This is a genomic window from Clostridium sp., from assembly GCF_050717515.1.
Lineage (GTDB): Bacteria > Bacillota > Clostridia > Clostridiales > Clostridiaceae > Clostridium_AD.
Map to the genome: position 1 here is coordinate 219,796 of NZ_JBOITL010000039.1, position 24,332 is coordinate 244,127.

The following is a 24,332-nucleotide window of genomic DNA, read 5'->3' on the forward strand; positions in this document are numbered from 1 at the left end:
ATTAGGTATTATTTTTTTCTTTTATATCTTGGACAAAATATAAAATTATAATTAATCAAAGATACAGTTGTTTTAGTTGTTCTATATTTATTTTTCATGAATTTATAATAGCATAGTTTATGTATTTTACAAATATATTATACACAAGCTATGCTATCCATCCCACACCTGAAGGAGTGGGCTTTCCGCACAAATATTGTAATAATTAGATATTATATGTTATATTCATAATATTTTTGTACACTTAATATATTAAAACCCACTTATTAAGACTCTTATCATTCCTCCATGTGCCACAACTGCTACATTTTCCAGGCCATTATTTATAATATCTTCAATAGCCTTTTTGGAACGGTTCCATACATCTCTACCACATACAACATAATAAAATGTTATGGTAAACCAAAATAAAGAACTATCTGAGCTCAGATAGTTCTTTATTTTGGTTTTAAGGTCCTTACATATAATTATTGATCTTATACAAATTATTGGTATACATTTTAAAAAACTTTTCCGACAGGCCTGAAGAACCGTCGGAAAAATTCATAATCTTATTAAGTTTTAAACATCTAAACCCTTGAACCTACTGATTTACCCTCACTATGTCTACAATAGTCTCAATGTGAGGTGTGTGTGGGAACATATCCATAAGTACTACTTTTTGAACCTTGTATCCGTTGTCCATCATTTCCTTCAAATCAACTACTAGACTTTTAGGGTTACAAGATACATATACTATATGTGGCGCATCAAACTTTATAACATAATCTAAGGCTACAGGATGAACCCCAGCTCTTGGCGGATCTAAAATAATACAATCTGGTTTATCCTTCACCTCTTTAATAACCTTTGCTATATCACCTGCTATAAACTCACAATTATCCAGACTGTTAATTTTTGCATTTTCATTTGCAGCATGGACTGCTTCTTCTACTAATTCAATTCCCAAAACTTTTTTTGCTTTAGCTGCAACAATTTGTCCAATAGTTCCAGTCCCACAATATAAATCAAACACTACTTTTGATTTAGCGCTCCCTAAGAAATCCCTAACTAAGCTATAAAGCTTTTCTGCACCATTTGTATTAGTTTGAAAAAAAGAAAAGGCATTTATTTTGAACTTAAGACCTAATAGTTCTTCCATGATATAATCTCTTCCGTATAATACGCAAGTTTTATCAGGGTGAACTGTATCTGCCAAGCCATCATTAAATGTATGTATTATTCCTGTGATGTTTCCAACGCATTTTAATTCCTTAAGCATATTAGTTATTTCACTAAAATCAAAATCTATCTGAGTTGTAGTAACAATATTAACTAATACTTCACCAGTACTTGTAGCTTTTCGAACAACTAAATTTCTTAGATACCCTGCATGCTCCATTACTTTATAGTGTGGTAACTTTAATTCTTTAAAATAGTTTAATACTAATTTTAAAATTTCTCTAAAATCACTATCTACAATTCTACAATCATCCACAGTAACTATACTAAAGCTTCTTCCTTTAAGATGCATACCTAGAGTTAATTCACCATCTTTTTGGAAGTCTCCAAAAGTAAATTCCATTTTATTTCTATATTCGAATTGATCTGGACTCGCCTCTATACCTAAAAACTCAAAATCTTTAATTTCTGCACCCTCAAACAACCTTAATACCTGCTGCTTCTTAAATTCTAGTTGTTTTTCATATGAAAGAAATTGATGACTACAGCCTCCACATAAATCTGTAATAGTACATTGCGGCTGAATCTTATAGTCTACATCCTCAAGGACACGTACAAGTTTCGCTTGAAATCCATCTGGTTTTTTCTTTAATACTCTACCAATTACCTTTTGGCCTGGTAGGGTATTTTTAATAGTAACTTTTTCACCTTCGTGAAATGCTATGCCCTGTGCTGGAAACTCCATATCTTCTATATAAAATTCATATTCTTTTCTTTTTTGCATAGTTTTTTCCATGTCTCCTATCCTTTTGTAATAATTAATCTAGATATTTTCTTACCAATGGTAGCGGATTTTTTACCACTTTCCATAATACTCATGTATAGTACCATAACCACCATAAAAATTATAAATCCCATTTGGAACTTTTGAGTTATAAAATATCCTGCTAATTTTAAAATTGCATCTGCCAAAAATACCCCTACTGCCGATATTCCGCCTATAATTACCAAATCTATTAGGTTAGCTTTTAGCGTATCTATAAAATTAGGTTTTATAGATTTGTACTCATTAGAATTTTGATTATTAACATCTGCACCTATTAATTCTTCGTTTTTTCCTACAGATTTATTATTTATATCATCTGATTCCTCAATAACACTTTTGTTTACATCTTTTTGTTCTAACATTGTAAATCCTCCTTCTCATTATACTATTATTTTTCAAAACCTTATTTTATTAAACGTAATGGGACAAATACATAAGATTTTTTACTCCCATCTATATATAATACGTACTTATGAAGTATAAATCAAGAGGCTATTATGTATTATCTAAAAATTTACAGGGTGTTTTTGTGTGATACCCTGACTTAGAGTGAATTTATATAGTTCTTTAATTTATATTCATAATCACTTATAATGATTATTAAACAATATATTTGCTGATGATTTAATAAAAATTAGGTAGGTGTTATATGATTACTAAAATTATTCTTCTATGCATGGCTGGTTTTTTAGCTTCTTTTGTAGATTCCATCGCTGGAGGTGGCGGACTCATAAGTGTACCAGCCTTTATGCTTGCAGGACTTCCACCTCATATGGTGCTTGGTACAAACAAATTTAGCGCCACTGCTGGTTCTTTTACTAGCTCTCTTGGATTTATAAAATCAGGTAAGGCAAATTTCAAACTTTTAAAATACCTTATTCCCTTTACTTTCGTAGGTTCAATGCTAGGTGTTAAAGCAGTACTAAATATAGACCAAAAATTTCTAAATACACTAGTATTAATTCTTATCATGTTTATCGGAATTTATACTCTTTTTTCCAAATCTTTGGGACTCCAAGATAAATTTAAGGGACTTACTAAAAAAAATGTACTCGGTGGTATTGTCCTCGCCCTTTCCCTAGGTTTTTATGATGGTTTTTTTGGTCCTGGAACTGGCTCTTTTTTAGTTTTTGGATTTATAAATATCTTCGGATTCAACTTTGTAGCCTCTTCTGCTAACGCTAGAATTTTAAACTTTGTAAGCAATGTAACAGCCCTAATTTTATTTGCCCTTAGCGGCAAAATAAATTATATGTTTGGAATACCAGTTGCAGTATCTATGATTTTAGGAGCTAAAATGGGGACAAGTATTGCCTTAAGTAAAGGTTCAAAACTTATAAAACCTATATTTGTAACCATGTCCCTGGCAGTTGCCTTGAAAATGCTTATAAATATACTTCAATAAATTACATAGAACAAACAAAAGTAGATGGCTAAATCAGGCCAACTACTTTTTTGTTGTTAAAGTTTATTTAAATGTATTTTTATGATTTCTCTCTTTTAATTTTTTATCTTAACTTGGCTAGGAAAGATAGGTTTCACTATGTTAGAATTCACCAGTTCAAATATTTTATCAATGTAATTGAATGCTATAAATTCACCATCACCTATCATTTGTTTAATTTGCTTTTCACTAGCCCATTTTGCATCTGCAACTTCTTCGTATTGAAGTTTTATTTCTTTCATATCAATATTTTGTCTTACAAGCCAAATATCCTCAAATCCACTAGAAAATTTAATAGTGAATAAAATCTCACCACTACTCATATCCAAATCAATGCCTAATTCTTCCTTTGTTTCACGTATTGCAGCGACTTTACTACTATCCCCAACTACTGCAGACCCAGCAGCAGAACCATCCCACATATTAGGCCAGCCCTCTTTCCAGGGTTGCCTCTTTTGAATTAGAAATTCTCCTCTATCATTAACAATCCAAACATGAACCACCAAATGATAATCGCCTTCCTTCACAGGAATACCTCTTTCATGTGTTCGTCCAGTTTTTTCTCTATGTTCATCATAAATATCCCATAATTCCATAAAAATCCTCCCCCTAACAAAAAGCAGATGATTTAACTCATCCACTTTCTTTCATTATTATATTTTTCCTTGTCTATAATATTCAGCCACAATTTTAAACCCTTGTTTTTCTAACTCCCTCAATACAAATTTTTGGATAATATCAGAATGAATACTATCCTTTTGATAATTTTTCAAGCTTTTTTCAATGTTCCTTGCTAAATTCTCAAGATCTGATTCATTAAGAGGTTGCCTAGCATCATCTGAAGCTCTATCTATGCTAGTTTTTATTTTACTTAAATCAAAATTTTGAAGTCTTCCATCGCTTTTGATAACTTTCATAATTATCATCTCCTATGCATAAATGTCACCTAATCATAATTTATGTTTATTACTACTATAATATAAGAAATTGTCGCAATTTTCAACCTTTTTTTCAATGTTTTCACGTGCAATGCACAATATAATTTAAGAATCCTCCCTAAACCCACTTATAGGAGCATAAAATGAATATTAAATTTCTCTTACTTGCCTTGCAAAAGAACTCTAAACTAGAAATTTGATTTAGAAATTCTAATTTCAACAGTTTTATCGTTTCTTATTGCAAGTCACTCCAGAGAAATTTAATATTCCTAATTCTGTTTTCATACGTCTGTTACCGTTAAAAATAATAGTAATTTTAGAATTATGTATTTTTTCTTAGATTATGCTAACAAAAGTATATATTGCGTAGAATGCGTTTGAACGTGCCTTAGCAATTCAAATTTATTTTATTTGCAGTTGCGTGAAGAAAAATACATGTTTGAGCGCTAGCGAGTTTGTATTTTTTAGCAACTGTGAATAAAATAAATTTTAGAATTACTTGGCAAAGTGAACGCATTTTAGCAATATATACTTGACCTTATAGCGTAATCTAAGAAAAAACTCTAAATCAAAATCATACTTAAAATTATTTTCCGATATCTGTTCTGTAGTACATTCCCTGGAACTGAATTTTTTTCATATCAGCATAAGCTATTTCCGTTGCAATTTCTAATGTCTCACCAAGACCTGTTATTCCTAGAACTCTTCCACCAGATGTCTTAAGAACACCATCTTCTTCTTTAGCCCCAGCTAAAAATAACTTACCTTGCAGTTTATCTTGCTCACTTATTTCAAATCCAGTATTGTAGCTACCTGGATAACCTTCTGATGCAGCAATCACGCAGCAAGAGTATCCACTATTCCATTGCAGCTCAAAGTTCTGGAGGTCCCCCTCTATAGCGCAAGTCACAAGCTCCACAAAATCACTTTTCATAAGCGGAAGAACAGCTTGAGTCTCAGGGTCTCCCAGCCTCACATTATATTCAAGGGAATATACCCCTTTACTAGTTATCATTATACCAAAAAATATTATGCCCTTATAATCCATTGCTTCTTCTTGAATTCCCTTAAGCGTAGGCCTTAATATATGTTTTTCAAACTCATCTAATACTTCTTTGCTGCAATAGGGATTTGGAGCTATAACGCCCATACCACCTGTATTAGGTCCAATGTCCCCGTTGAATATTTGTTTATGATCTTTTGATGATATAAAAGGAATTATTACTTTCCCGTCAGTTATAGAAAGAATAGATGCTTCTACACCTTCCAAAAACTCTTCAATTACAATTTTCTTACCGCTACCTTTAAATATATCCAATATCATAAAATCATTTATGCTATTTTCAGCCTGGATAAAGTCATTACAAATTACCACACCTTTTCCTGCTGCCAGACCATCTGCTTTAATTACTATTGGATATTCGCATTTTTTCAAATACTCTAAAGCTTTATCTTCATTTTCAAAGACTTCATAGGCTGCTGTTTTTATGCCATATTTCTTCATAAATTCTTTTGAATAAGCTTTACTTCCCTCAAGTCTGGCTGCCTTTTGACTAGGTCCTAATATTTTAAGTCCATTTTCTTTGAACTTATCTACTATACCTTGCACCAACAGTTCCTCTGATCCAACTATGGTAATATCTATTCTGTTTTCCAAAGCAAAAGATAAAAGCTCATCTATTTTTGTAATATTAATATTCTCACACTTATTTTCTCTCTGGGAGCCACCGTTGCCAGGAGCACAATACACCTTCTCAACAGAAGGATTTTCTGCAACTTTTGATACTAATGCATGTTCTCTTCCCCCAGAACCAATTATTAACACCTTCATAAAAACGCCTCCTAATATTTTTAATAAGCTCATGGTAGAATAACTATTATTCCACCATGAGCTTAATACCTACCAAAGTAGCTTAATGTTTAAAATGACGAATACCCGTAAACACCATAGAAATTCCATTTTTATCGCACATATCTATGGATTCTACATCCTTAATAGAACCACCGGGTTGAATAATGGATGTTATATTATATTTAGCAGCTAGCTCTACCACGTCTCCAAAGGGGAAAAATGCATCTGATGCCATTACATTTCCATTCCCGGCTCTTTCTAAGGCTTGCGTAGCTGCCCATATTCTATTTACCTGTCCTGCCCCAATTCCTTTAGTGACACCATCTTTTACTACTACAATAGCATTGGATTTAACATATTTAACAACTTTCATTGCAAATATCAAATCTTTCATTTCATCTTCTGATGGATTGTTTTGTGTAACTACTTTTATATCCTGAATTAATTTATCATCTGAGCTTTGTACCAGTATTCCTCCATCGACTTTAACCATTTGCATTTTATCAGTGGCACTATTTGAACATAGTATAACTCTTAAATTCTTCTTAGCTTTTAATATCTTTAAGGCTGCCTCGTCAAATTCTGGCGCAATAACCACCTCTAAAAAAATCTTTACAAGTTCATTTGCTGTTTCACTGTCTACCTTTTTATTAAAAGCAACAATGCCACCAAATATAGACATAGGATCGCAAGCGTAGGCCTTTTTATATGTTTCCAGTACATTATTACCTATAGCTACTCCACAAGGTGTATTGTGCTTTAAACCGCAACAAGCAGTTTCCTCAAAATCACATACTACCTTCCATGCAATGTCCATGTCTTTTATATTATTATAAGATAATTCCTTGCCATTTAACTGCTTAAAATCCTTCATAGCTCCATTTTCTGTTGTGTTAACATAATAAGCTGCACTTTGATGTGGATTTTCGCCATATCTTAAATCCATTTGTTTTTTATAAGAAACAGAAAGATACTGGGAATATGTATCTTCGCCAAGTAAGAAATTACTTATAGCAGCATCATAAGCTGATATTAAATTAAATACTTTACCTGCTAGGTATTTTCTAGTTTCAAAATCTACTTCTTCTTTAGCCTGCATTTTATTTATAATATTTTCATAATCACTAGTATCACTAAGTACAATAACATCCTTGAAGTTTTTAGCAGCAGCTCTTAGCATTGTTGGTCCACCAATATCGATAAATTCAACTTTCTCCTCAAAACTTATGTTTTCTGTTACTTTATCAAAGAAAGGGTAAAGATTAACTACTACCATATCAATAGGTTTTATTCCTTTAGCCTTGATAGTTGCCATATGCTCTTTATTATCTCTTATGGCTAAAATCCCACTATGAATAGTTGGATGTAGTGTTTTAACTCTTCCATCTAATATCTCTTCAAAACCTGTTATATCGGAAATTTCAACTACTTTTATACCATTTTCTTTTAAATATTTAAAAGTTCCACCTGTGGATATAATTTCTACCCCATTATTTGTGAGGGTTGTTGCAAGGTCTAATATATTTTCTTTATCAAAGACACTTATAAGTGCTGTTTTAATCATCCTTATTCCACCTCTCAAGTTAGGCACATTTATTTTCATGTGCCCAAGTAATAATCAAATACCTAGTACTTTTCTTCCAACAATTTTTATAGTTTTCTCACTTATATATTTAATAGCTTCTGAAAGTGCGATATGTTCTTGCTCTAAAACCCTTTTTTGAAGTTCAATAGCAGTATCTTCACCATAAACCTTTACAACCTTTTGAATTATAATTGGCCCAGAGTCTGTACCTGCATCTACGAAATGAACGCTGCATCCTGAAACTTTAACACCGTATTCTATTGCTTTTTCATGAACTTTTATTCCATACATACCTGGTCCGCAAAAACTTGGTATAAGGGCTGGATGAATATTAATTATTTTATTTTTATATACCTGAAGAAGATCCCCTTGAAGTATTGATAAAAATCCAGCCAGCACTATTAAATCTACATTCCCATCTAAAATTTTTAATATTTCATCTGAAATTTTTGCACCATATTGTTTTTTATCCACTACATAGGTTTTTATATTTTTGGCTTTTGCTCTTTCTATGCCATATACATTTTCCTTATCACTAATCACCGCTTCTATAGAGCAGTTTAAATATCCACTTTCTATATTATCAATTATAGCCTGAAGATTGCTTCCACTGCCTGATATTAATAGGGCTATTTTAAGCAAACTCCGCCACCTCCAGCTTCAACATGACCAATTTTATATGCTCTATCTCCTAAATCCTCAATGGTCTTTATAACCTTAAGTGTATCACTATTTTCAACACATAATACATAACCTATTCCCATATTATATGTATTGTACATATGCTGCTCAGTTACCCCAAGGGAAATAAGATGTTTAAATATATCTGGAGTGTTAAAACTATTTTTATCTACCACTGCTGTGAACTTGTCACTAAACATTCTTGGTATATTTTCATAAAAACCACCACCAGTTATATGTGCCATACCCTTTATATCAAACTTTTCTATAAGGTTTAGTACAGTTTTCACATAAATTTTTGTTGGGGTCAAAAGTGTATTCCCTATCTTATCTCCATTAAAATCAGTATCTAAATCTGGTATTAATTTTCTAACTAAGGAATAGCCATTACTATGAAGTCCCGAAGACTCAATTCCTATAAGGGAATAACCATCTTTAATAGCTGACCCGTCAATAATTTTATGCTTATCCACTATACCCACAGTAAATCCTGCCATATCATATTCGCCGTCTCTATAGAATCCTGGCATTTCAGCAGTTTCACCGCCTATAAGTGCACATCCAGCTTGAATACACCCTTCTGATACACCCCTTACTAGTTGTGCTGCAGTTTGTGCCTCCAGTTTTCCACAAGCTATATAATCTAAAAAGAAAAGTGGCTTTGCACCATGGCAAAGAACATCATTTACACACATAGCAACGCAATCGATTCCTACAGTGCCATATTTTTTCATCCTAAATGCAATATCAAGTTTAGTACCAACGCCATCTGTACCTGAGACTAAAACAGGATTTTTATAACCCTCACCTATTTCAAACATACCAGCAAAACTTCCTAAATGATTTAAAACACCCTTTGTAAAAGTACTTGCTGCTAATTCTTTTATTAATTTTACTGACTTGTAGCCTTCTTCAATATTAACACCTGCATCTTTATAAGTTATCATGAATATCCCTACCTTTCTAATCTATCTTTATCATTTTCAAAGGGAGCAGATACTGGGTATCTACCCTTAAAGCAACCTAAGCAAAATTCAGTATGGCCCAAGGATTCAAGAAGTCCCTCTATGCTTAGATATCCCAAACTATCTGCACCTATCTCTTGCCTTATTTGCTCTACGGATACATTAGCACCAATTAAATCTTTTCTATAAGGTGTATCTATTCCAAAATAACAAGGATATTTTACAACTGGTGAACAAACCCTAAAATGAACTTCTTTTGCTCCAGCTTTTTTTAATATTTCTACTAGTCTTTTGCTGGTGGTTCCCCGAACTATTGAATCATCTATGAGAATAACTCTTTTGCCTTCTACATTTATTTTTAATGCATTTAATTTTACAGATACTGCTCTTTCCCTAATTTCTTGAGTGGGACTTATAAAGGTTCTACCCACATATCTATTTTTTATAAGACCCATTCCAAAAGGTATTCCAGAAATTTTAGAATATCCTATAGCAGCCGCCATGCCTGAATCTGGAACCCCAACAACCATATCGGCGTCTACAGGTGATTCTTTAAATAATTGTTCTCCCGCCATCACTCTTGATGTGTACACATTAATTCCATCAATGGTACTGTCCGGTCTTGCAAAATATATATATTCAAAGGAGCAAGTTGCATTTTTAGTTTTTTCTGCGAAGTTTATTGATGTAAGCCCCTTTTCATCTATTATAACAATCTCACCAGGATTTACATCTCTTAAAAAATCTGCACCTACTGCGTCTAGTGCGCAACTTTCCGATGCAATAACATAACTATTTCCTATTGTCCCTAGACAAAGAGGCCTAATGCCATTTTGATCTCTAACCCCTATTAACTTTTCCTTTGTAAGCATTACTATTGCATAGGAACCTTTAATAGCTTGAATGGCGTCCACTACGGCCTTTTCCACACCTTTTTTTGCACCTCTAGCGATTAGGTTTAGTATAACTTCTGAATCTATGGATGTTTGAAACATGTGTCCACAATCTTCTAGTAGCTCTCTTATAACATCTGCGTTCACTAAATTCCCATTATGCGCAATAGCTATATCCCCTAGTTTAAATTTACTCAGTAGTGGCTGTGCATTTTTTAATTCGCTGCCTCCTGTAGTGGAATATCTAACGTGTCCAATGGCTGCATGACCCTTCATAGCTTTAATTTGCTTTTCATTAAAAACATCACATACAAGGCCCATCGCCTTTTCACAAACAAGGTTAACTCCATCTGAATATACTATTCCAGCACTTTCTTCTCCCCTATGCTGCAAGGCATAAAGGCCATAATAAGTTAAAGATGCTACATCTAAGTCTTTATCCGGTGAAAAAATACCAAACACACCGCACTCTTCTTTAAACTTATCTTCATCATTAATGGATACTTCATCTAAATTTATAATTTCATTCAAAGAAATTCCTCCTCGTTATTGCTCTCTAGCCTTTAGATATTATATCTTATTTACCACTAATTCTATTTAATATTTCCACATATGCCTCTGTAACATTGCCTAAATCTCTTCTAAATCTATCTTTATCTAATTTTTCTCCTGTTTTAACATCCCAAAATCTACAAGTATCTGGTGATATCTCATCCGCTAAAAGTATTTCTCCATTAAATCTTCCAAACTCTATTTTAAAATCTATTAAATTTATATCCTTTTGGAGGAAAACATCCTTTAGAATATCATTTATTTCCGAAGCTATATGGTATATCTCTAATAGTTCTTCAAAAGTTGCAAGTCCCATAGCTACTGCATGATAATCGTTTATAAGTGGATCACCTAATTCATCATTTTTATAGCTTAATTCAAAGACTGTTGTTTTTAGCTTTGTACCTTCTTCAATTCCATATCTTTTGGCCATGCTACCAGCTGCTACATTTCTTACAATTACTTCAAGAGGTATTATTTCAACCTTTTTACAAAGTTGTTCTCTGTCACTTAATTTTTTGATAAAATGAGTTCTTATACCTTTTTTCTCGAGTAATTCGAATAATGCAACAGTTATGCTATTGTTTAAAATTCCCTTATTCTCAATTTGAGCCTTTTTAACTCCATTAAAAGCTGTTGCATCATCTTTATAATATACTCTAATTTGGTCTTTATTATCTGTGCTGTACATTATTTTAGCTTTTCCCTCATATAACAATACTGAATCTCCCATTAATAACCACTCCTTAATATTTTTATTTTAAAATTCAACCTTTTCTTCATTCTCTGCTATAAATTTTTCTTTCATTTCTTTTCTATATTTTATTAATTTATTTTTAATTTCTGAGTCTTTAAGGGATAAGATTTGAACTGCAAGCATTCCAGCATTATAGCTATTATTAATGCCCACCGTAGCAACTGGAATAGCTTTTGGCATTTGTACAATTGAAAGTAGTGAGTCTATGCCTTCCATAGCCGCCTTAATTGGCACTCCAATCACCGGCATTACTGTCTGTGAGGCAATTACTCCTGGAAGATGTGCCGCAAGCCCTGCGCCTGCTATAATGCATTCTACACCTCTGTTTTCCATTTCCTTTATTACTTCTAATAATCTCTCTGGTACTCTGTGAGCTGATAAAATATGTACTTCGTACTCCACCTTAAATTCCTTAAGTACTATTGCTGCATTTTTCATTACCTCTTTATCTGATTTGCTTCCAAAAACAATTCCTACACTCATCTTTTTACCTCCAATTGAAATATAGTAATCACCTCTTATAATTTCCAATAAAAAAAGGACTATACCATAAAATATATTTATGAACTATTGTTATTTTATATTTTTATCTTAACATCTATTTTTTGCTAAGTCAATATATTAATCTTGATGTTGTTAATATTGTTCGTGTTTACATCTTCATATGTACAATTAATTAGTTATATCTTATTTATTGTTCGTGTTTTAAGGTTTTTGCTTGTCTCTTTTATGCTATTAATTTACAAAAAATTCAAAAGCAGTAAGTATAAAAGTACTATACTTACTGCTACTTCGTATGTTTCAAATTCTATTTAAAATAATTTACTCCTGCCTGGAATATTTTTTGATCTTTTTCACCAATAATGTTTTTCCCAATATTGGAGCCTACTCTTTCAGAGTGACCCATTTTTCCAAAAATTCTTCCGTCTAAACTAGTAATTCCTTCAATAGCCTGCATTGAACCGTTTGGATTAAAGTCTATATCATAACTTCGAGCGCCTTCAAAATTTACGTATTGAGTTGCTACTTGCCCATTTTCAAATAATTTTTTAATAACTTCGCCGTTCCCTACAAATCTACCTTCTCCATGGGATACTGGGATAGTATGAACATCTCCAACTTTCAAATGACTAAGCCAAGGAGACCTGTTTGAAACTACTTTAGTTTTCACCATACGCGATATATGTCTACCAATTTCATTGTAGGTTAAAGTTGGGCTATTTTCAGTTATCTCAGTTATTTTTCCATAAGGGAGTAGTCCAAGTTTTATTAAGGCTTGAAATCCGTTGCATATTCCAAGAATTAATCCATCTCTATTTTCTAATAACTCATGTATGCTTTCCTCTATTATAGGATTTCTAAAAAATGTAGCCATAAATTTACCGGCCCCATCTGGTTCATCACCAGCACTAAATCCTCCTGGAAGCATAACTATTTGGGAATTTCTTATCTTTTCTGCTATAACTTTTATAGATTTTTCAATATTCCCAGAGGATAAATTGTTTACTACCACTATTTCCACCTGCGCCCCAGCTTTTTCAAAAGCTTTCATAGAATCATATTCACAATTAGTACCAGGGAACACAGGAATTATAACTCTAGGCTTTGCAATTTTAATTGTAGCTTTAGATTTAGATTTAAACTCCCCAGCATTTACTTGAATTTTATCACTACAACTATTTATTTTTGCATTATTTACTTTTGTAGTAAATACACTCTCTAGCGTACCTTCCCAATTGCATAGCGCTTCCTCTAAACTAATAGTCTCTGAAAGCACCGTAATAACTGGCTCCTTTTGAGTATTTCCAAGTACTACAATATTTGCATTGTCTTTAATCAGCTCCTGAAGTACACTATTATCCATTTCCATTACTATACTGCCATAATCCTCTTTGAATATGTCCTCCACCTGAATATCCCTTGCAAATTTAAACCCTACGTTATTACCAAAACACATTTTTGATATTGCCTCTGCCAGGCCTCCAGTTCCTACTGCATAAGTTGATAAAACCTTCCCATTATCTATTAATTTCTTTACTAATTTAAAGTTTTGACCAAGCTTTTCAAGATCAGGTAATCCATCTTCGCAAATATTTGCATAAATTAAAACTACCTGACTATCATGCTTTTTAAACTCTGGAGATATAACCTTGTCTGTATTTACAAGGTCTACTGCAAAAGACACCAAGGTTGGTGGTACATTCATATCATTAAAAGTACCGGACATACTATCTTTTCCACCAATAGCTGCAATACCAAATTGTTTTTGCACATGGCAGGCTCCAAGTAATGCTGAAAATGGTTTACCCCACTTTTGTGGGTCTTTTGATAATTTTTCAAAATACTCTTGGAAGGTAAGTTTAACATTTGTATAATCTGCACCATTTGCTACTACCTTTGTTACAGAATCTATTACCGCATAGGCAGCTCCGTGAAAAGGACTCCATTTAGATAATTTAGGGTTGTATCCATAGGACATTATCGTACCAGTATTTGTATTTCCAAGGAGTACAGGTAATTTTGCTACCATAGCCTGAATTGGTGTTTTCTGAAACTTTCCACCAAAAGGCATTAAAATTGTCCCTGCTCCTATAGTACTATCAAACCTCTCCACTAAACCCTTTTGACTACAAACATTAAGATCTTGTAAAGTCTCATTCCATAATTTTTTTATTGATTTTTCAGAATTTATTTTTGTGTGTTTTGAAAAGTAGTATTCACTTTCACTTGGGGCTGATACTTTTACGTCTGAACACTGTTTAACTCCATTGGTATCTAGAAAGCTTCTACTTACATCAACTATAGTTTTTCCCTTCCATATCATTTTAAGCCTGTTGTCATCAGTTATTTTTGCTACTTCCACAGCTTCCAAATTTTCCTCTTCTGAAAGTTTTATAAATAACGCAGCATCCTGGTGTCTAACAACAACAGCCATACGTTCTTGAGATTCTGATATGGCAAGTTCTGTGCCATCTAGGCCATGGTATTTCTTTGGCACAGCATCTAAATTAATTATAAGTGCGTCTGCCAGTTCCCCTATAGCTACAGACACTCCACCTGCACCGAAATCATTACATCTCTTTATAAGTTTTGTAACCACTGGATTTCTAAATAGTCTTTGAATTTTTCTCTCTGTAGGTGCATTACCCTTTTGAACTTCTGCTCCTGAAGTTCGTAATGAACTATCACTATGCTGCTTAGATGATCCTGTAGCTCCACCACACCCATCTCGACCTGTTTTTCCACCAAGAAGTATAACGCTGTCACCAGCTATCGGCGTCTCGCGAACCACATTTCCATAGGGCACTGCTCCAATAACTGCTCCTACTTCCATTCTTTTAGCAACAAAATCTTCATCATAGACCTCAGAAACTAGTCCTGTAGCAAGCCCTATTTGATTTCCATAAGAACTATATCCATGAGCAGCTTCAAGAGTTATTTTTCTTTGAGGAAGTTTTCCTTTTATGGTATCTGAAATCCGGCCTCTTGGATCACCACAGCCTGTAACACGCATCGCCTGATACACATAGCTCCTACCTGATAATGGATCTCTTATGGCCCCACCAAGACAAGTAGCCGCCCCTCCAAAAGGTTCTATTTCAGTTGGGTGATTGTGAGTTTCATTTTTAAACATTACTAGCCACTTTTCCTTCTCACCCTCAATATCTGCTTCTACAATTATGCTGCATGCATTGATTTCGTCTGAAACATCCAGGTCCTGTAACTTTCCTTTTTTCCTTAACTCTTTCATTCCAATTACTGCCATATCCATCAATGTTACAGCTCTAGGGGTCTTACCGTAAACAAATTGTCTAGTATCTAAGTATTCCGCGTAAGCCTCTTTAATTGGTTTAGAATACTTACCTTCTTCTATATAAACATCCTCAATTACAGTATTAAAGGTAGTATGCCTACAGTGATCTGACCAATAAGTATCTATAACTTTTATCTCCGTTATGGTTGGGTCTCTCTTTTCAGTTTCCCTAAAATATTCTCTGCAATATTTTAAATCTTCAAAGCTCATAGCAAGACCCTTGTCATTTAAAAATTCTCTTAAATCCACCTCAGTCATATCAATAAAAGATTCTACTATAGCTACTTTCTCTGGTTCATCAAAAATTTGCTCTAAATCACTTTGCTTTTCTAGTCCTGTTTCTCTAGAGTCTACAGCATTTATGCAATATTCTTTAATCTCATCTATTTCACTTTTAGTAATATTACCTTTTAATATTATAATTTTTGCTGTTTTAACTATAGGTTTATCCTTTTGAGTTAAGATTTGTATACATTGAGCAGCTGAATCCGCCCTTTGATCATATTGACCTGGCAAATATTCAATAGCAAACACGCTTTCTCCCTGGCATACATTTAGCTCTTCATCATAAACCTCATCTACTGTAGGTTCTGAAAATATTGTATTTCTTGACTTTTGATACTGATTTTCTGATATTCCCATAATATCATATCTATTAATTAATCTAAGTCCTGTAAGGCCCACTATACCCAAATTTATTACTATATCCCTTAATAATTTTTCACCTTCAACATTATAGTTCGCTTTTTTCTCTACATATAACCTATATATCTTATTTTCCATGATTAATACCTCCAAAATATAAATTTATACGAATATTAAGCATTAAATGTTTTTTATAATTCGTTATATTTATAGTATAGTATATTTTCTCTAATTATAAAAGCTTATTTTACTATAATTCCATACTTTTATGATTTTAATGCCTTTTATAAGATATAATATAATGCAAAAACAGGATGGCACAAATATGCCATCCTGTTTTATTTTAAAAATTTCTATTACAAACTTTAGTTTTTCTTTTCAAAATCATCTTCATAATCATCTAAAGACTTTTTAACTAAAGCTCTAAGTCCTAATAATGCCAATAAATTTGGTATAACCATTAATCCATTAAATGTATCTGCCAGTTCCCAAACTAGTTCAACCTTTAGAGCGGAACCTAGTACTATAAATATAACAACTAAAACTCTATAAGGCGTTAATGCTTTTTTACCAAATAAGTATTTAACGTTAGCTTCTCCAAAGAAATACCAAGCTACTATTGTAGAAAAAGCAAAGAAGAATAGTGCTATAGCTATAAACGGACCTCCAAAACTTCCCATTCCATTACTGAAAGCCTTTTGTGTTAGTGCTATACCAGTAGTTTTTCCATCTAATGCTCCTGTAGTTAATATAACCATTGCAGTTAATGTTAAAATTATAAATGTATCAATAAATACACATACTATTCCAACAAGTCCTTGCTCTGCTGGGTGTTTAACCTTTGCAACTGCATGTGCATGCGGTGTAGAACCCATTCCAGCTTCATTAGAGAATAATCCTCTTGCAATACCATATCTCATAGCTTCTTTTACCCCAACTCCCATTACACCACCAGTAATAGCTTGAGGATTAAAGGCTCCTACAAATATCATTCTAAACGCTTCTCCTATATGAGCATAATTTACTAATATAATTCCCAAACTACCTACTATATAAAATAGGGCCATAACTGGGACTACTTTTTCAGTAAAGGCAGCAATTCGACCTACTCCCCCAATAAAAATCATTGCAGCTAATGCTGCAACAATAACACCAACCACTATACGAATATTAGTATTTTCACTTATTGCTGCACCTATAGAATTAGATTGTACCATGTTACCTATAAATCCCAAGGCAATTATTATAGTTACTGAAAAAAATGCTGCTAGCTTTTTGCTTCCAAGACCTTTACTAATATAGTAAGCAGGCCCTCCCGTAACTTCACCATCAACTGTCTGTTTGAATTTTTGCCCAAGCACTGCTTCTGCAAAAATGGTTGCCATGCCAAAGAAAGCACTTATCCACATCCAAAATATAGCTCCAGGTCCTCCTGATACCATGGCAGTTGCGGCTCCCGCTAAATTTCCTGTTCCTACTTGAGCCGCTATTGAGGTTGTCATAGCTTGAAAGGATGACATTCCATCTTTTCCTGCTTTATGTCCAAATTTAACTCCTCCAAACGTCTTTTTAAAGGCAGCTTTAAATTTTCTAATTTGAACAAATCTTAGAGTTACTGTAAAGTAAATTCCAGTACCACATAGTAGGAATATTAATACATACCCCCACAAAACACCGTTAATGCTTTTAATAATTGATAATAAGTCCATAAATACACGTCCCTTCTAGTTGTTTAATTTTTGCATAAAAAATTTATTCAATAAAAAATTTTATACTAATTAATATACTGTGAGACCATTATACTTTTAAAGCACACTAAAATAGAGATCAAAATGAAATGACCTTTTTGAAATAACCCTGTCCTTTTACCTGAGAGCTTCACTATTCAGAACTCAATCACATACAAATAATATGTAATTAAATAAGATTTAGCTTTCTCCTTCGGTGCTATAAAAGTCTCTCCAGAGGTTTGTCCAATATTAGTACTTTTCCAAATGGATACCTGAAAGCTTAACTTCTTCGGTGGATGTTATGGATTAAGTTTTAATTGTTAAATTACTTTTAAACTTAATTCCTTATACATCTCTCTCCTAATATTTTCATCCAATTATTAATTTGTAATCATTTACACTATTATACCATATTTCTCATGTTTGTTTCATTTTTTTTACAAAGTAATTGAAATTTCTTTATTTTCTTAATTTATATAATATATATACAACTGTATATATATTGTTTTTCATTTTTACACTTAATATATTTAAATTTATACTTTTCTATACAACAAAAAAAACATCCACTATAAAGTGAATGTTTTTTATTGGTACGAGCAAGTCTATAAGCCGAGTTCTGTATTAGACAATCATCTATCTAGGCCTATTGTTACCAATAGGCTCAAGCGATACACCCGAGAACGAGACGGGCAGTCCCATAATGTTCTCCTATTCGATCTTGCTCCAGGTGGGGTTTACATAGCCGCAAAGTCGCCATTGCGCTGGTGAGCTCTTACCTCGCCTTTCCATCCTTACTAGTATATTCAAAAGTTTAGCAAGCTAAACTACTAGAATACCTTTAGCGGTATATCTCTGTTGCACTGTCCTTAAAGTCGCCTTCACTGGGAGTTACCCAGCACCCTTGCCCTATGGAGCTCGGACGTTCCTCTCCGCAATATTGCGCAGCGATTGTCTGGCTTACTCGCAAAGTAATAATACCATACTATTAGATGAAATGCAAATGGTATTTTATACTACATAGTTTTATATGGATCTTGTGATATTTGAGAGATTATAACCTCATTATCGTACCCATTTTCTAATAATTGTTTTTTCAGTTTTCCTGCGAATATCTGTAGCGGCCTCCACTCTGTTGCAAAATGTCCCGCATCAATTAACGCTATATGTTCTTCTTTTAAATCGCAAGCACCATGATACTTAGTATCACCTGTAATAATGCAATCTGCACCTAATTTCACACTTTCATAAAAAAAGTCTTCTCCACTGCCATTTATAATAGCAATAGTTTTTATTAAATCATCTTGGTCACCTACATATCTTATAAATTCTGCATTAAATGCTTTTTTAACATTTTCACATAATTGACTCAGCATAATAGGATCATCTAAGCATACTAATCTACCTATACCCGAATGGCCATCATCATAATTAGAGTTTTTTTTCGGCTCAATAATCTTGAATTTATTAAACCCTAAAATCTCAGTGGCAATATCATTTAACCCGCCTTTAGCAGAATCTAAATTGGTATGACTAGCGTATACATTTATACCACTTTTAATTAGCTCAATAATTTTTTTCCCAACTAGGTTATCCCTAGTAATAGTTTTAGGTTTAATGAAAAGAAGAGGATGATGAGTCAATATAAAATTGCATTCCTTATCAAGGGCTTCTGAAATTACATCCATTGTGCAATCTAATGCAATTAAAATTTTTGTAACTGTTGCATCACTGTCCCCCACCATTAGTCCTACATTATCATAATCCTCTTTTAACCTAGCTGGGGCATACACTTCCATAATATCTTCAATAGTTTTTACTTTTAAAAACATTTTAAAAACCCCTTAAGTTTTTGTATAACATCATAAAGTTGAAGTTTCCTATTTTTAGATAGAATCGTATCATCATTTAAACTATAATACACTTTTGAATATTTCAGTAATTTATACTCTATAAAACTTTGCATTACTGCATTTTTCTTATCTAATAATATTTTGCTTATCTCATAATATATACTATCCACTGCTACAGGTCTAGTGTCATATTTGACCTTAATAATTTCATAAAACTTACCATCATCATTGCAAATTTCTTCATCAATGATATTATATCCTTTGATATACAAATACTCTCTTAAAACCTCAGCATTTTGAACTGGTTGAAGTATCATATACTTAAATTGTTTAACCACATCTAAGTCAGCTTCTAAGATATCTCTTATTAAATTACCACCCATTCCTGCAATAATAGCTATCTGGGCTTCTCCTATATTAACTGTAGATAATCCACTTCCCTGTCTACAACTAATTTGCGCAGGTAGATTACTTAGACGTACATTATTTTTGGCCTTCTCAACGGGACCTCTATTTATATCAGAGGCAATAGCACTTTTTACTACACCATTTTCCACTAAATATATAGGAACATACCCATGATCCGTTCCTACATCGATAGCACTCTCACATTCTTCTATCATACTTACAATTGCTTTTAATCTTATACTAAGATCCATAGTTTTCATCCTTATCTAAAGTTAATTAATATTTTAAACTGCATAATTAAAAATATCATGGCCACAACTAGTGACAAATAAATAAATTTATAGGCTGATTTTCTATCATATTTGGAACTAAAATAGCTTGCATAATACATACAAAATAGCAATGCCATATTTAATACCCCGTAAATCATCTGAGTAAATGCAAATTGTTTGCTTGTTCCCATTTTTATCGGGTTGAAATTTGCATCAAAGTTTAAGGGCATAATATTAGGTATCATATTTTTTAAATATAATATAAATGGATTCAAGGTTAAAATTATAGTTAATATACTAACTACCATTAAGGGTAAAATGAACTGTTTGTCTTTATGAAGATTATAGCTATTATTCACTTTATATTTCCACTCTACTCTATTTACATTGTGATATGCTAGTGCTCCCTCAAATTTTTCATAATCTACAGGAGATATGGCGTAATTCATATGCTCAGTTTTCAGATAAAAAACTTTCTTGTTATCTGTAACAAACATTCTAGATATGCCAATTTTATCAATTACAAATCTCCCCATGGCAAAGTTACTTGCGGCTATGCCATTAAGCTTGATCCCTTTAATTGTACCACTTGATATAGTATATCCTTCAATTTGATTTAAGGGTATAATCACTTTTTTTAAGGACCCAATAGCATAAATGCCAAGATTTTGGTCATCAATAGTGCATTTAAGTGATGAGTAAAGCAACATGTAGTATACTTGATATATATTACATGACACTAATATAAGCTTTAACAGGCTAGCTACAATGTATGAATTGGTAAATTTTAGTAATGTTAAGACTAGTATATTGTATAATGCGGTCATGAGCAACATAAACCAGAGCCCATGTCCTTCCTTAGATATATAACTATCCATTAAATCACCTTCTCAATCACATTATATCATATTTAAATCCACCTTGTAAATATTTATCCATAATTTTACACAGGAAAAAACACCTTAAATAAGGTGTTTAATCTAAATAATCTTTTAATTTTTTACTTCTACTTGGGTGTCTTAATTTACGTAGTGCTTTGGCCTCAATTTGCCTTATTCTCTCGCGTGTTACATTAAACTCTTTTCCAACTTCCTCGAGAGTCCTTGCGCGTCCATCATCTAGTCCAAATCTTAATCTTAAAACTTTTTCTTCTCTAGGAGTCAATGTATCTAAAACGTTGATTAATTGCTCTTTGAGCATTGTAAATGCAGCAGCTTCTGCTGGTGCTAGTGCATCATCATCTGGAATAAAATCTCCTAAATGACTGTCTTCTTCTTCACCTATAGGAGTCTCAAGTGATACTGGTTCTTGTGCAATTTTCATTATTTCTCTAACTTTTGCCACGGGCATTTCCATTTTTTCAGCAACTTCATCTGGCTGAGGCTCCCGTCCAAGTTCTTGAAGGAGTTGCCTAGAAACTCTAATAAGCTTATTTATAGTTTCAACCATATGCACCGGTATCCTTATTGTTCTTGCTTGGTCTGCTATTGCGCGAGTTATTGCCTGCCTAATCCACCAAGTAGCATAAGTACTAAATTTAAAGCCTTTTCTATAGTCATATTTTTCTACTGCTTTTATTAGTCCTAAATTACCTTCTTGAATTAGGTCTAGAAATAGCATTCCCCGTCCAACGTACCTTTTAGCTATACTAACGACTAGTCTTAAATTAGCCTCTGCTAATCTTTTTTTCGCAACCAGGTCGCCTTCTTCATTTCTTTTAGCAAGTTCAATTTCCTCAGCTGATGATAATAATGAAACTTTTCCAATTTCTTTTAAATACATTCTAACAGGATCATCTATAGATATACCTTCTGGTATACTCACATCAAGCTCTTCAGTTTCTGGCTCAACCTCTGCTTGAGCTCCTGTAGCAGGTGCAGCAGCTTCATTCATATCCCCAACAACATCTATTTCCATTGATTCTAAAACTTCATAAACCTTTTCTATTTGTTCTGGACTTAAATCTATTTCATAAAGTTCATCCATTACTTCTTTATAAGTTAATGATCCTTTTTTCTTGCCTTTTTCAATAAGTTTCTTGACTATAGTCATTTTTGAGCTTTTATCCTTCATCATATTACCTCCTTTCTAATTACTATAATTGTTTTATATCTTTTTGCACTTCTATAAGTTTTTGGGCAAGTTTTATAGATTCTTCTAGCAAGCCTTTTGATTCATACTTTTTGATTTTATTCATAATTTCTTTTTTCGACTCCTCTAACTTGAATTTTTTAAGTTCTTTTATGCAGTCATTTATAAGTTTTTTATGATCATCTTCATCTCCACTAAACTTAATTTCCATAGTATTTATCCATTCTTTTGTACATTCTATATCATTACATCTAAATTCGATGTTTTTAATTTTTTCATCTCTTGTTAAATTTTTATATTCAACAATTAATTTATATATAGTTTTATGACTTTCAAGTACTAATTGATCTATGGACATAATTTCTGTAATATAATCACAATTCTCGACCTTTATAAACATGAATTTCAATAAATTTCTTTCAGCCTTAATATAAGCTGGTTCTAAATATAATTTTTGTCCAAAATCCTGTTGTGTATTCATTTTTTGCGTTTTTTTTGAATTTTTGTTAATTTCTTCTCTTAATAAGTCATATATTGCTTGTTCTTTGATTCCCGTTCCTTCAGAAATCTTTTTTATATGAACATCTTTTTCAACAGGGTCTAAGTCTACAATAATTTCAGTAACCTTTTTTACATACTTTATTAGCATTTCACTATTTGAAAAATTTATTCCATCACTTGCTCTTTTAATTCTATAATCTATTATAGGAAGAGCATCATCCACTAATTTTTGAAAAGCCTGCTGTCCATTATTTTTTATATATTCATCAGGATCCTTACCTTTGGGGACTACTAGTACTCTAAGATCAAAGCCTTCATTCCTTAATGTCTCTAGACCCTTTAAAGTTGCTGCTTGACCTGCAAAATCAGCATCATATGAAATAATGACTTTATCTACATATTTTTTTAATAATTTTGCTTGATTAATAGTAAGCGCCGTACCAAGGGATGCAACAACATTTGAAAAACCATATTGATGAAGTGAAATACAATCCATGTATCCCTCTACAATTATTATTGTTCGAGATTTATTATTTTTGATTACAAAATTTAATCCATAAAGATGATACCCTTTATGAAATAATGTGGTCTCAGGTGAATTTAAATACTTGGGTTTCGAATCGTCTAAAACCCTTCCTCCAAATCCAATGACCTTTCCCTTATAATCAAACACAGGAAACATAATTCTATTTCTAAATCTATCATAATATGAACCTTTAGGACTTTTAATAATTAATCCTATATTAAGTAAATCCAGCTCAGAGTAACCTTTCTTTTTTAGATATAATAGCAAGCCATCCCATTTATCAAAAGAAAAACCTAAACCAAATTTCTTCATAGTAGTTTCAGATATTCCTCGGTTTACGAAATATGCTTCTGCTTTCTTATCCTTTCTTAAATTGTCATAAAAATACCTAGCCGCTTCTACATTAATATTGTACATTTTATTATACATGTTTTTTTGTACATTATTCTGGTCACTTTCTAGTTCTATACTGATATTTGCTCTTTCAGCCAGAACCTTTGCAGCTTCGGGAAAAGTTACATTCCTCTCCTTCATAATATAACTAATTACATTCCCAGCTTCACCACATCCAAAACATTTATAAATTTGCTTGTCTTGAGACACAGTAAAAGAAGGACTCTTCTCATTATGAAAAGGACAAAGGCCAATGTAATTTCTTCCGGTTCTTTTAAGCTTAACACTTTCAGATATTACATCCACAATATCATTTTGTTCCTTTATTTTTCGGATGACATCTTCAGCAATCAATAGATTATTACCACCTTACTTATATAAATTCACAATGTATTTTTATTCGACAAAAAAGTGTATTATCCTTCTTTTAAACCACTTTTCTTAA

The 24,332-nt window shown here is 32.5% G+C and carries 20 protein-coding genes, 1 other RNA gene, 1 pseudogene and 1 riboswitch; of the genes and pseudogenes, 1 reads left to right on the forward strand and 21 read right to left on the reverse strand.

The features are described from left to right. Nucleotides 1–14: 14 nt before the first annotated feature. The 4 genes and pseudogenes from ACREV6_RS23150 to ACREV6_RS23165 form a co-directional block, all read right to left on the reverse strand. Nucleotides 15–98 (reverse strand): annotated as a pseudogene (locus ACREV6_RS23150) (IS200/IS605 family transposase); the annotation flags it as partial. Between the two features lie 154 nt (nucleotides 99–252). Next, on the reverse strand, nucleotides 253–543 hold the full coding sequence (locus tag ACREV6_RS23155) for a histidine phosphatase family protein (RefSeq protein WP_431580512.1): 291 nt from the start codon (nucleotides 541–543) through the stop codon (nucleotides 253–255). Between the two features lie 40 nt (nucleotides 544–583). Further along, complete coding sequence (gene rlmD, locus ACREV6_RS23160; RefSeq protein WP_431580400.1) at nucleotides 584–1,945, reverse strand: 23S rRNA (uracil(1939)-C(5))-methyltransferase RlmD; 1,362 nt, start codon at nucleotides 1,943–1,945, stop codon at nucleotides 584–586. A 17-nt stretch (nucleotides 1,946–1,962) separates the two neighbouring features. Next, on the reverse strand, nucleotides 1,963–2,349 hold the full coding sequence (locus ACREV6_RS23165) for an RDD family protein (protein WP_431580401.1): 387 nt from the start codon (nucleotides 2,347–2,349) through the stop codon (nucleotides 1,963–1,965). 287 nt (nucleotides 2,350–2,636) lie between these two features. Here ACREV6_RS23165 and ACREV6_RS23170 point away from each other — a divergent pair, with 287 nt between their 5' ends. Continuing rightward, on the forward strand, nucleotides 2,637–3,392 hold the full coding sequence (locus ACREV6_RS23170) for a TSUP family transporter (RefSeq protein WP_431580402.1): 756 nt from the start codon (nucleotides 2,637–2,639) through the stop codon (nucleotides 3,390–3,392). 95 nt (nucleotides 3,393–3,487) lie between these two features. Here the strand turns inward: ACREV6_RS23170 and ACREV6_RS23175 are convergent, their stop codons facing one another. The 17 genes from ACREV6_RS23175 to dnaG all read right to left on the reverse strand — a co-directional run bounded on the left by ACREV6_RS23175 (nucleotide 3,488) and on the right by dnaG (nucleotide 24,241). Next, complete coding sequence (locus ACREV6_RS23175) at nucleotides 3,488–4,027, reverse strand: NUDIX hydrolase (RefSeq protein WP_431580403.1); 540 nt, start codon at nucleotides 4,025–4,027, stop codon at nucleotides 3,488–3,490. Between the two features lie 57 nt (nucleotides 4,028–4,084). Further along, nucleotides 4,085–4,348, reverse strand: a complete 264-nt coding sequence (locus ACREV6_RS23180) for an ATP cone domain-containing protein (RefSeq protein WP_431580404.1) — start codon at nucleotides 4,346–4,348, stop codon at nucleotides 4,085–4,087. A gap of 607 nt (nucleotides 4,349–4,955) precedes the next feature. Then, complete coding sequence (purD, locus tag ACREV6_RS23185; RefSeq protein WP_431580405.1) at nucleotides 4,956–6,200, reverse strand: phosphoribosylamine--glycine ligase; 1,245 nt, start codon at nucleotides 6,198–6,200, stop codon at nucleotides 4,956–4,958. 82 nt (nucleotides 6,201–6,282) lie between these two features. Then, nucleotides 6,283–7,785, reverse strand: a complete 1,503-nt coding sequence (gene purH / locus ACREV6_RS23190) for a bifunctional phosphoribosylaminoimidazolecarboxamide formyltransferase/IMP cyclohydrolase (protein ID WP_431580406.1) — start codon at nucleotides 7,783–7,785, stop codon at nucleotides 6,283–6,285. 54 nt (nucleotides 7,786–7,839) lie between these two features. Then, on the reverse strand, nucleotides 7,840–8,448 hold the full coding sequence (gene purN, locus ACREV6_RS23195; RefSeq protein ID WP_431580407.1) for a phosphoribosylglycinamide formyltransferase: 609 nt from the start codon (nucleotides 8,446–8,448) through the stop codon (nucleotides 7,840–7,842). Further along, nucleotides 8,436–9,434 carry a phosphoribosylformylglycinamidine cyclo-ligase gene (gene purM, locus ACREV6_RS23200; RefSeq protein ID WP_431580408.1) on the reverse strand — a complete coding sequence of 333 codons (999 nt, stop codon included), beginning with the start codon at nucleotides 9,432–9,434 and terminating at the stop codon, nucleotides 8,436–8,438. Before purM ends, purN begins: the two co-directional genes overlap by 13 nt. Nucleotides 9,435–9,442: 8 nt before the next feature. Beyond that, complete coding sequence (gene purF / locus ACREV6_RS23205; protein ID WP_431580513.1) at nucleotides 9,443–10,882, reverse strand: amidophosphoribosyltransferase; 1,440 nt, start codon at nucleotides 10,880–10,882, stop codon at nucleotides 9,443–9,445. A 40-nt stretch (nucleotides 10,883–10,922) separates the two neighbouring features. Further along, complete coding sequence (purC, locus tag ACREV6_RS23210) at nucleotides 10,923–11,630, reverse strand: phosphoribosylaminoimidazolesuccinocarboxamide synthase (RefSeq protein WP_431580409.1); 708 nt, start codon at nucleotides 11,628–11,630, stop codon at nucleotides 10,923–10,925. A 27-nt stretch (nucleotides 11,631–11,657) separates the two neighbouring features. Beyond that, nucleotides 11,658–12,137 (reverse strand): 5-(carboxyamino)imidazole ribonucleotide mutase, encoded by a 480-nt coding sequence (gene purE, locus ACREV6_RS23215; protein WP_431580410.1) that lies wholly within the window; start codon nucleotides 12,135–12,137, stop codon nucleotides 11,658–11,660. A gap of 325 nt (nucleotides 12,138–12,462) precedes the next feature. Continuing rightward, entirely contained in the window at nucleotides 12,463–16,251 is a 3,789-nt protein-coding gene (locus tag ACREV6_RS23220) for a phosphoribosylformylglycinamidine synthase (protein WP_431580411.1), read from the reverse strand. A gap of 227 nt (nucleotides 16,252–16,478) precedes the next feature. Continuing rightward, nucleotides 16,479–17,822 carry an alanine/glycine:cation symporter family protein gene (locus ACREV6_RS23225; RefSeq protein WP_431580412.1) on the reverse strand — a complete coding sequence of 448 codons (1,344 nt, stop codon included), beginning with the start codon at nucleotides 17,820–17,822 and terminating at the stop codon, nucleotides 16,479–16,481. Nucleotides 17,823–17,960: 138 nt separating this feature from the next. Next, nucleotides 17,961–18,088: riboswitch (glycine riboswitch) on the reverse strand. Between the two features lie 347 nt (nucleotides 18,089–18,435). Then, nucleotides 18,436–18,810: RNase P RNA component class A (rnpB, locus tag ACREV6_RS23230), an RNA gene on the reverse strand. Between the two features lie 49 nt (nucleotides 18,811–18,859). Continuing rightward, nucleotides 18,860–19,675 (reverse strand): Nif3-like dinuclear metal center hexameric protein, encoded by an 816-nt coding sequence (locus tag ACREV6_RS23235; protein ID WP_431580413.1) that lies wholly within the window; start codon nucleotides 19,673–19,675, stop codon nucleotides 18,860–18,862. Further along, nucleotides 19,666–20,355, reverse strand: coding sequence for a tRNA (adenine(22)-N(1))-methyltransferase (locus tag ACREV6_RS23240; RefSeq protein WP_431580414.1), 690 nt, complete (start codon nucleotides 20,353–20,355; stop codon nucleotides 19,666–19,668). The genes ACREV6_RS23235 and ACREV6_RS23240 overlap by 10 nt, the downstream gene beginning before the upstream one ends. An 11-nt stretch (nucleotides 20,356–20,366) precedes the next feature. Beyond that, entirely contained in the window at nucleotides 20,367–21,254 is an 888-nt protein-coding gene (locus tag ACREV6_RS23245) for a PH domain-containing protein (protein WP_431580415.1), read from the reverse strand. A gap of 97 nt (nucleotides 21,255–21,351) precedes the next feature. Next, nucleotides 21,352–22,449 carry an RNA polymerase sigma factor RpoD gene (gene rpoD / locus ACREV6_RS23250; RefSeq protein ID WP_431580514.1) on the reverse strand — a complete coding sequence of 366 codons (1,098 nt, stop codon included), beginning with the start codon at nucleotides 22,447–22,449 and terminating at the stop codon, nucleotides 21,352–21,354. A 22-nt stretch (nucleotides 22,450–22,471) separates the two neighbouring features. Then, complete coding sequence (dnaG, locus tag ACREV6_RS23255) at nucleotides 22,472–24,241, reverse strand: DNA primase (protein ID WP_431580416.1); 1,770 nt, start codon at nucleotides 24,239–24,241, stop codon at nucleotides 22,472–22,474. Nucleotides 24,242–24,332 lie beyond the last annotated feature (91 nt).

What these genes read in the sequence shown, in the direction of transcription:
- rlmD (WP_431580400.1), bottom strand. Translation starts at nt 1,945, where the DNA reads ATGCAAAAAAGAAAAGAATATGAATTTTATATAGAAGATATGGAGTTT.
- ACREV6_RS23165 (WP_431580401.1), bottom strand. Translation starts at nt 2,349, where the DNA reads ATGTTAGAACAAAAAGATGTAAACAAAAGTGTTATTGAGGAATCAGAT.
- ACREV6_RS23170 (WP_431580402.1), top strand. Translation starts at nt 2,637, where the DNA reads ATGATTACTAAAATTATTCTTCTATGCATGGCTGGTTTTTTAGCTTCT.
- ACREV6_RS23175 (WP_431580403.1), bottom strand. Translation starts at nt 4,027, where the DNA reads ATGGAATTATGGGATATTTATGATGAACATAGAGAAAAAACTGGACGA.
- ACREV6_RS23180 (WP_431580404.1), bottom strand. Translation starts at nt 4,348, where the DNA reads ATGAAAGTTATCAAAAGCGATGGAAGACTTCAAAATTTTGATTTAAGT.
- purD (WP_431580405.1), bottom strand. Translation starts at nt 6,200, where the DNA reads ATGAAGGTGTTAATAATTGGTTCTGGGGGAAGAGAACATGCATTAGTA.
- purH (WP_431580406.1), bottom strand. Translation starts at nt 7,785, where the DNA reads ATGATTAAAACAGCACTTATAAGTGTCTTTGATAAAGAAAATATATTA.
- purM (WP_431580408.1), bottom strand. Translation starts at nt 9,434, where the DNA reads ATGATAACTTATAAAGATGCAGGTGTTAATATTGAAGAAGGCTACAAG.
- purC (WP_431580409.1), bottom strand. Translation starts at nt 11,630, where the DNA reads ATGGGAGATTCAGTATTGTTATATGAGGGAAAAGCTAAAATAATGTAC.
- purE (WP_431580410.1), bottom strand. Translation starts at nt 12,137, where the DNA reads ATGAGTGTAGGAATTGTTTTTGGAAGCAAATCAGATAAAGAGGTAATG.
- ACREV6_RS23220 (WP_431580411.1), bottom strand. Translation starts at nt 16,251, where the DNA reads ATGGAAAATAAGATATATAGGTTATATGTAGAGAAAAAAGCGAACTAT.
- ACREV6_RS23225 (WP_431580412.1), bottom strand. Translation starts at nt 17,822, where the DNA reads ATGGACTTATTATCAATTATTAAAAGCATTAACGGTGTTTTGTGGGGG.
- ACREV6_RS23235 (WP_431580413.1), bottom strand. Translation starts at nt 19,675, where the DNA reads ATGTTTTTAAAAGTAAAAACTATTGAAGATATTATGGAAGTGTATGCC.
- ACREV6_RS23240 (WP_431580414.1), bottom strand. Translation starts at nt 20,355, where the DNA reads ATGGATCTTAGTATAAGATTAAAAGCAATTGTAAGTATGATAGAAGAA.
- ACREV6_RS23245 (WP_431580415.1), bottom strand. Translation starts at nt 21,254, where the DNA reads ATGGATAGTTATATATCTAAGGAAGGACATGGGCTCTGGTTTATGTTG.
- rpoD (WP_431580514.1), bottom strand. Translation starts at nt 22,449, where the DNA reads ATGAAGGATAAAAGCTCAAAAATGACTATAGTCAAGAAACTTATTGAA.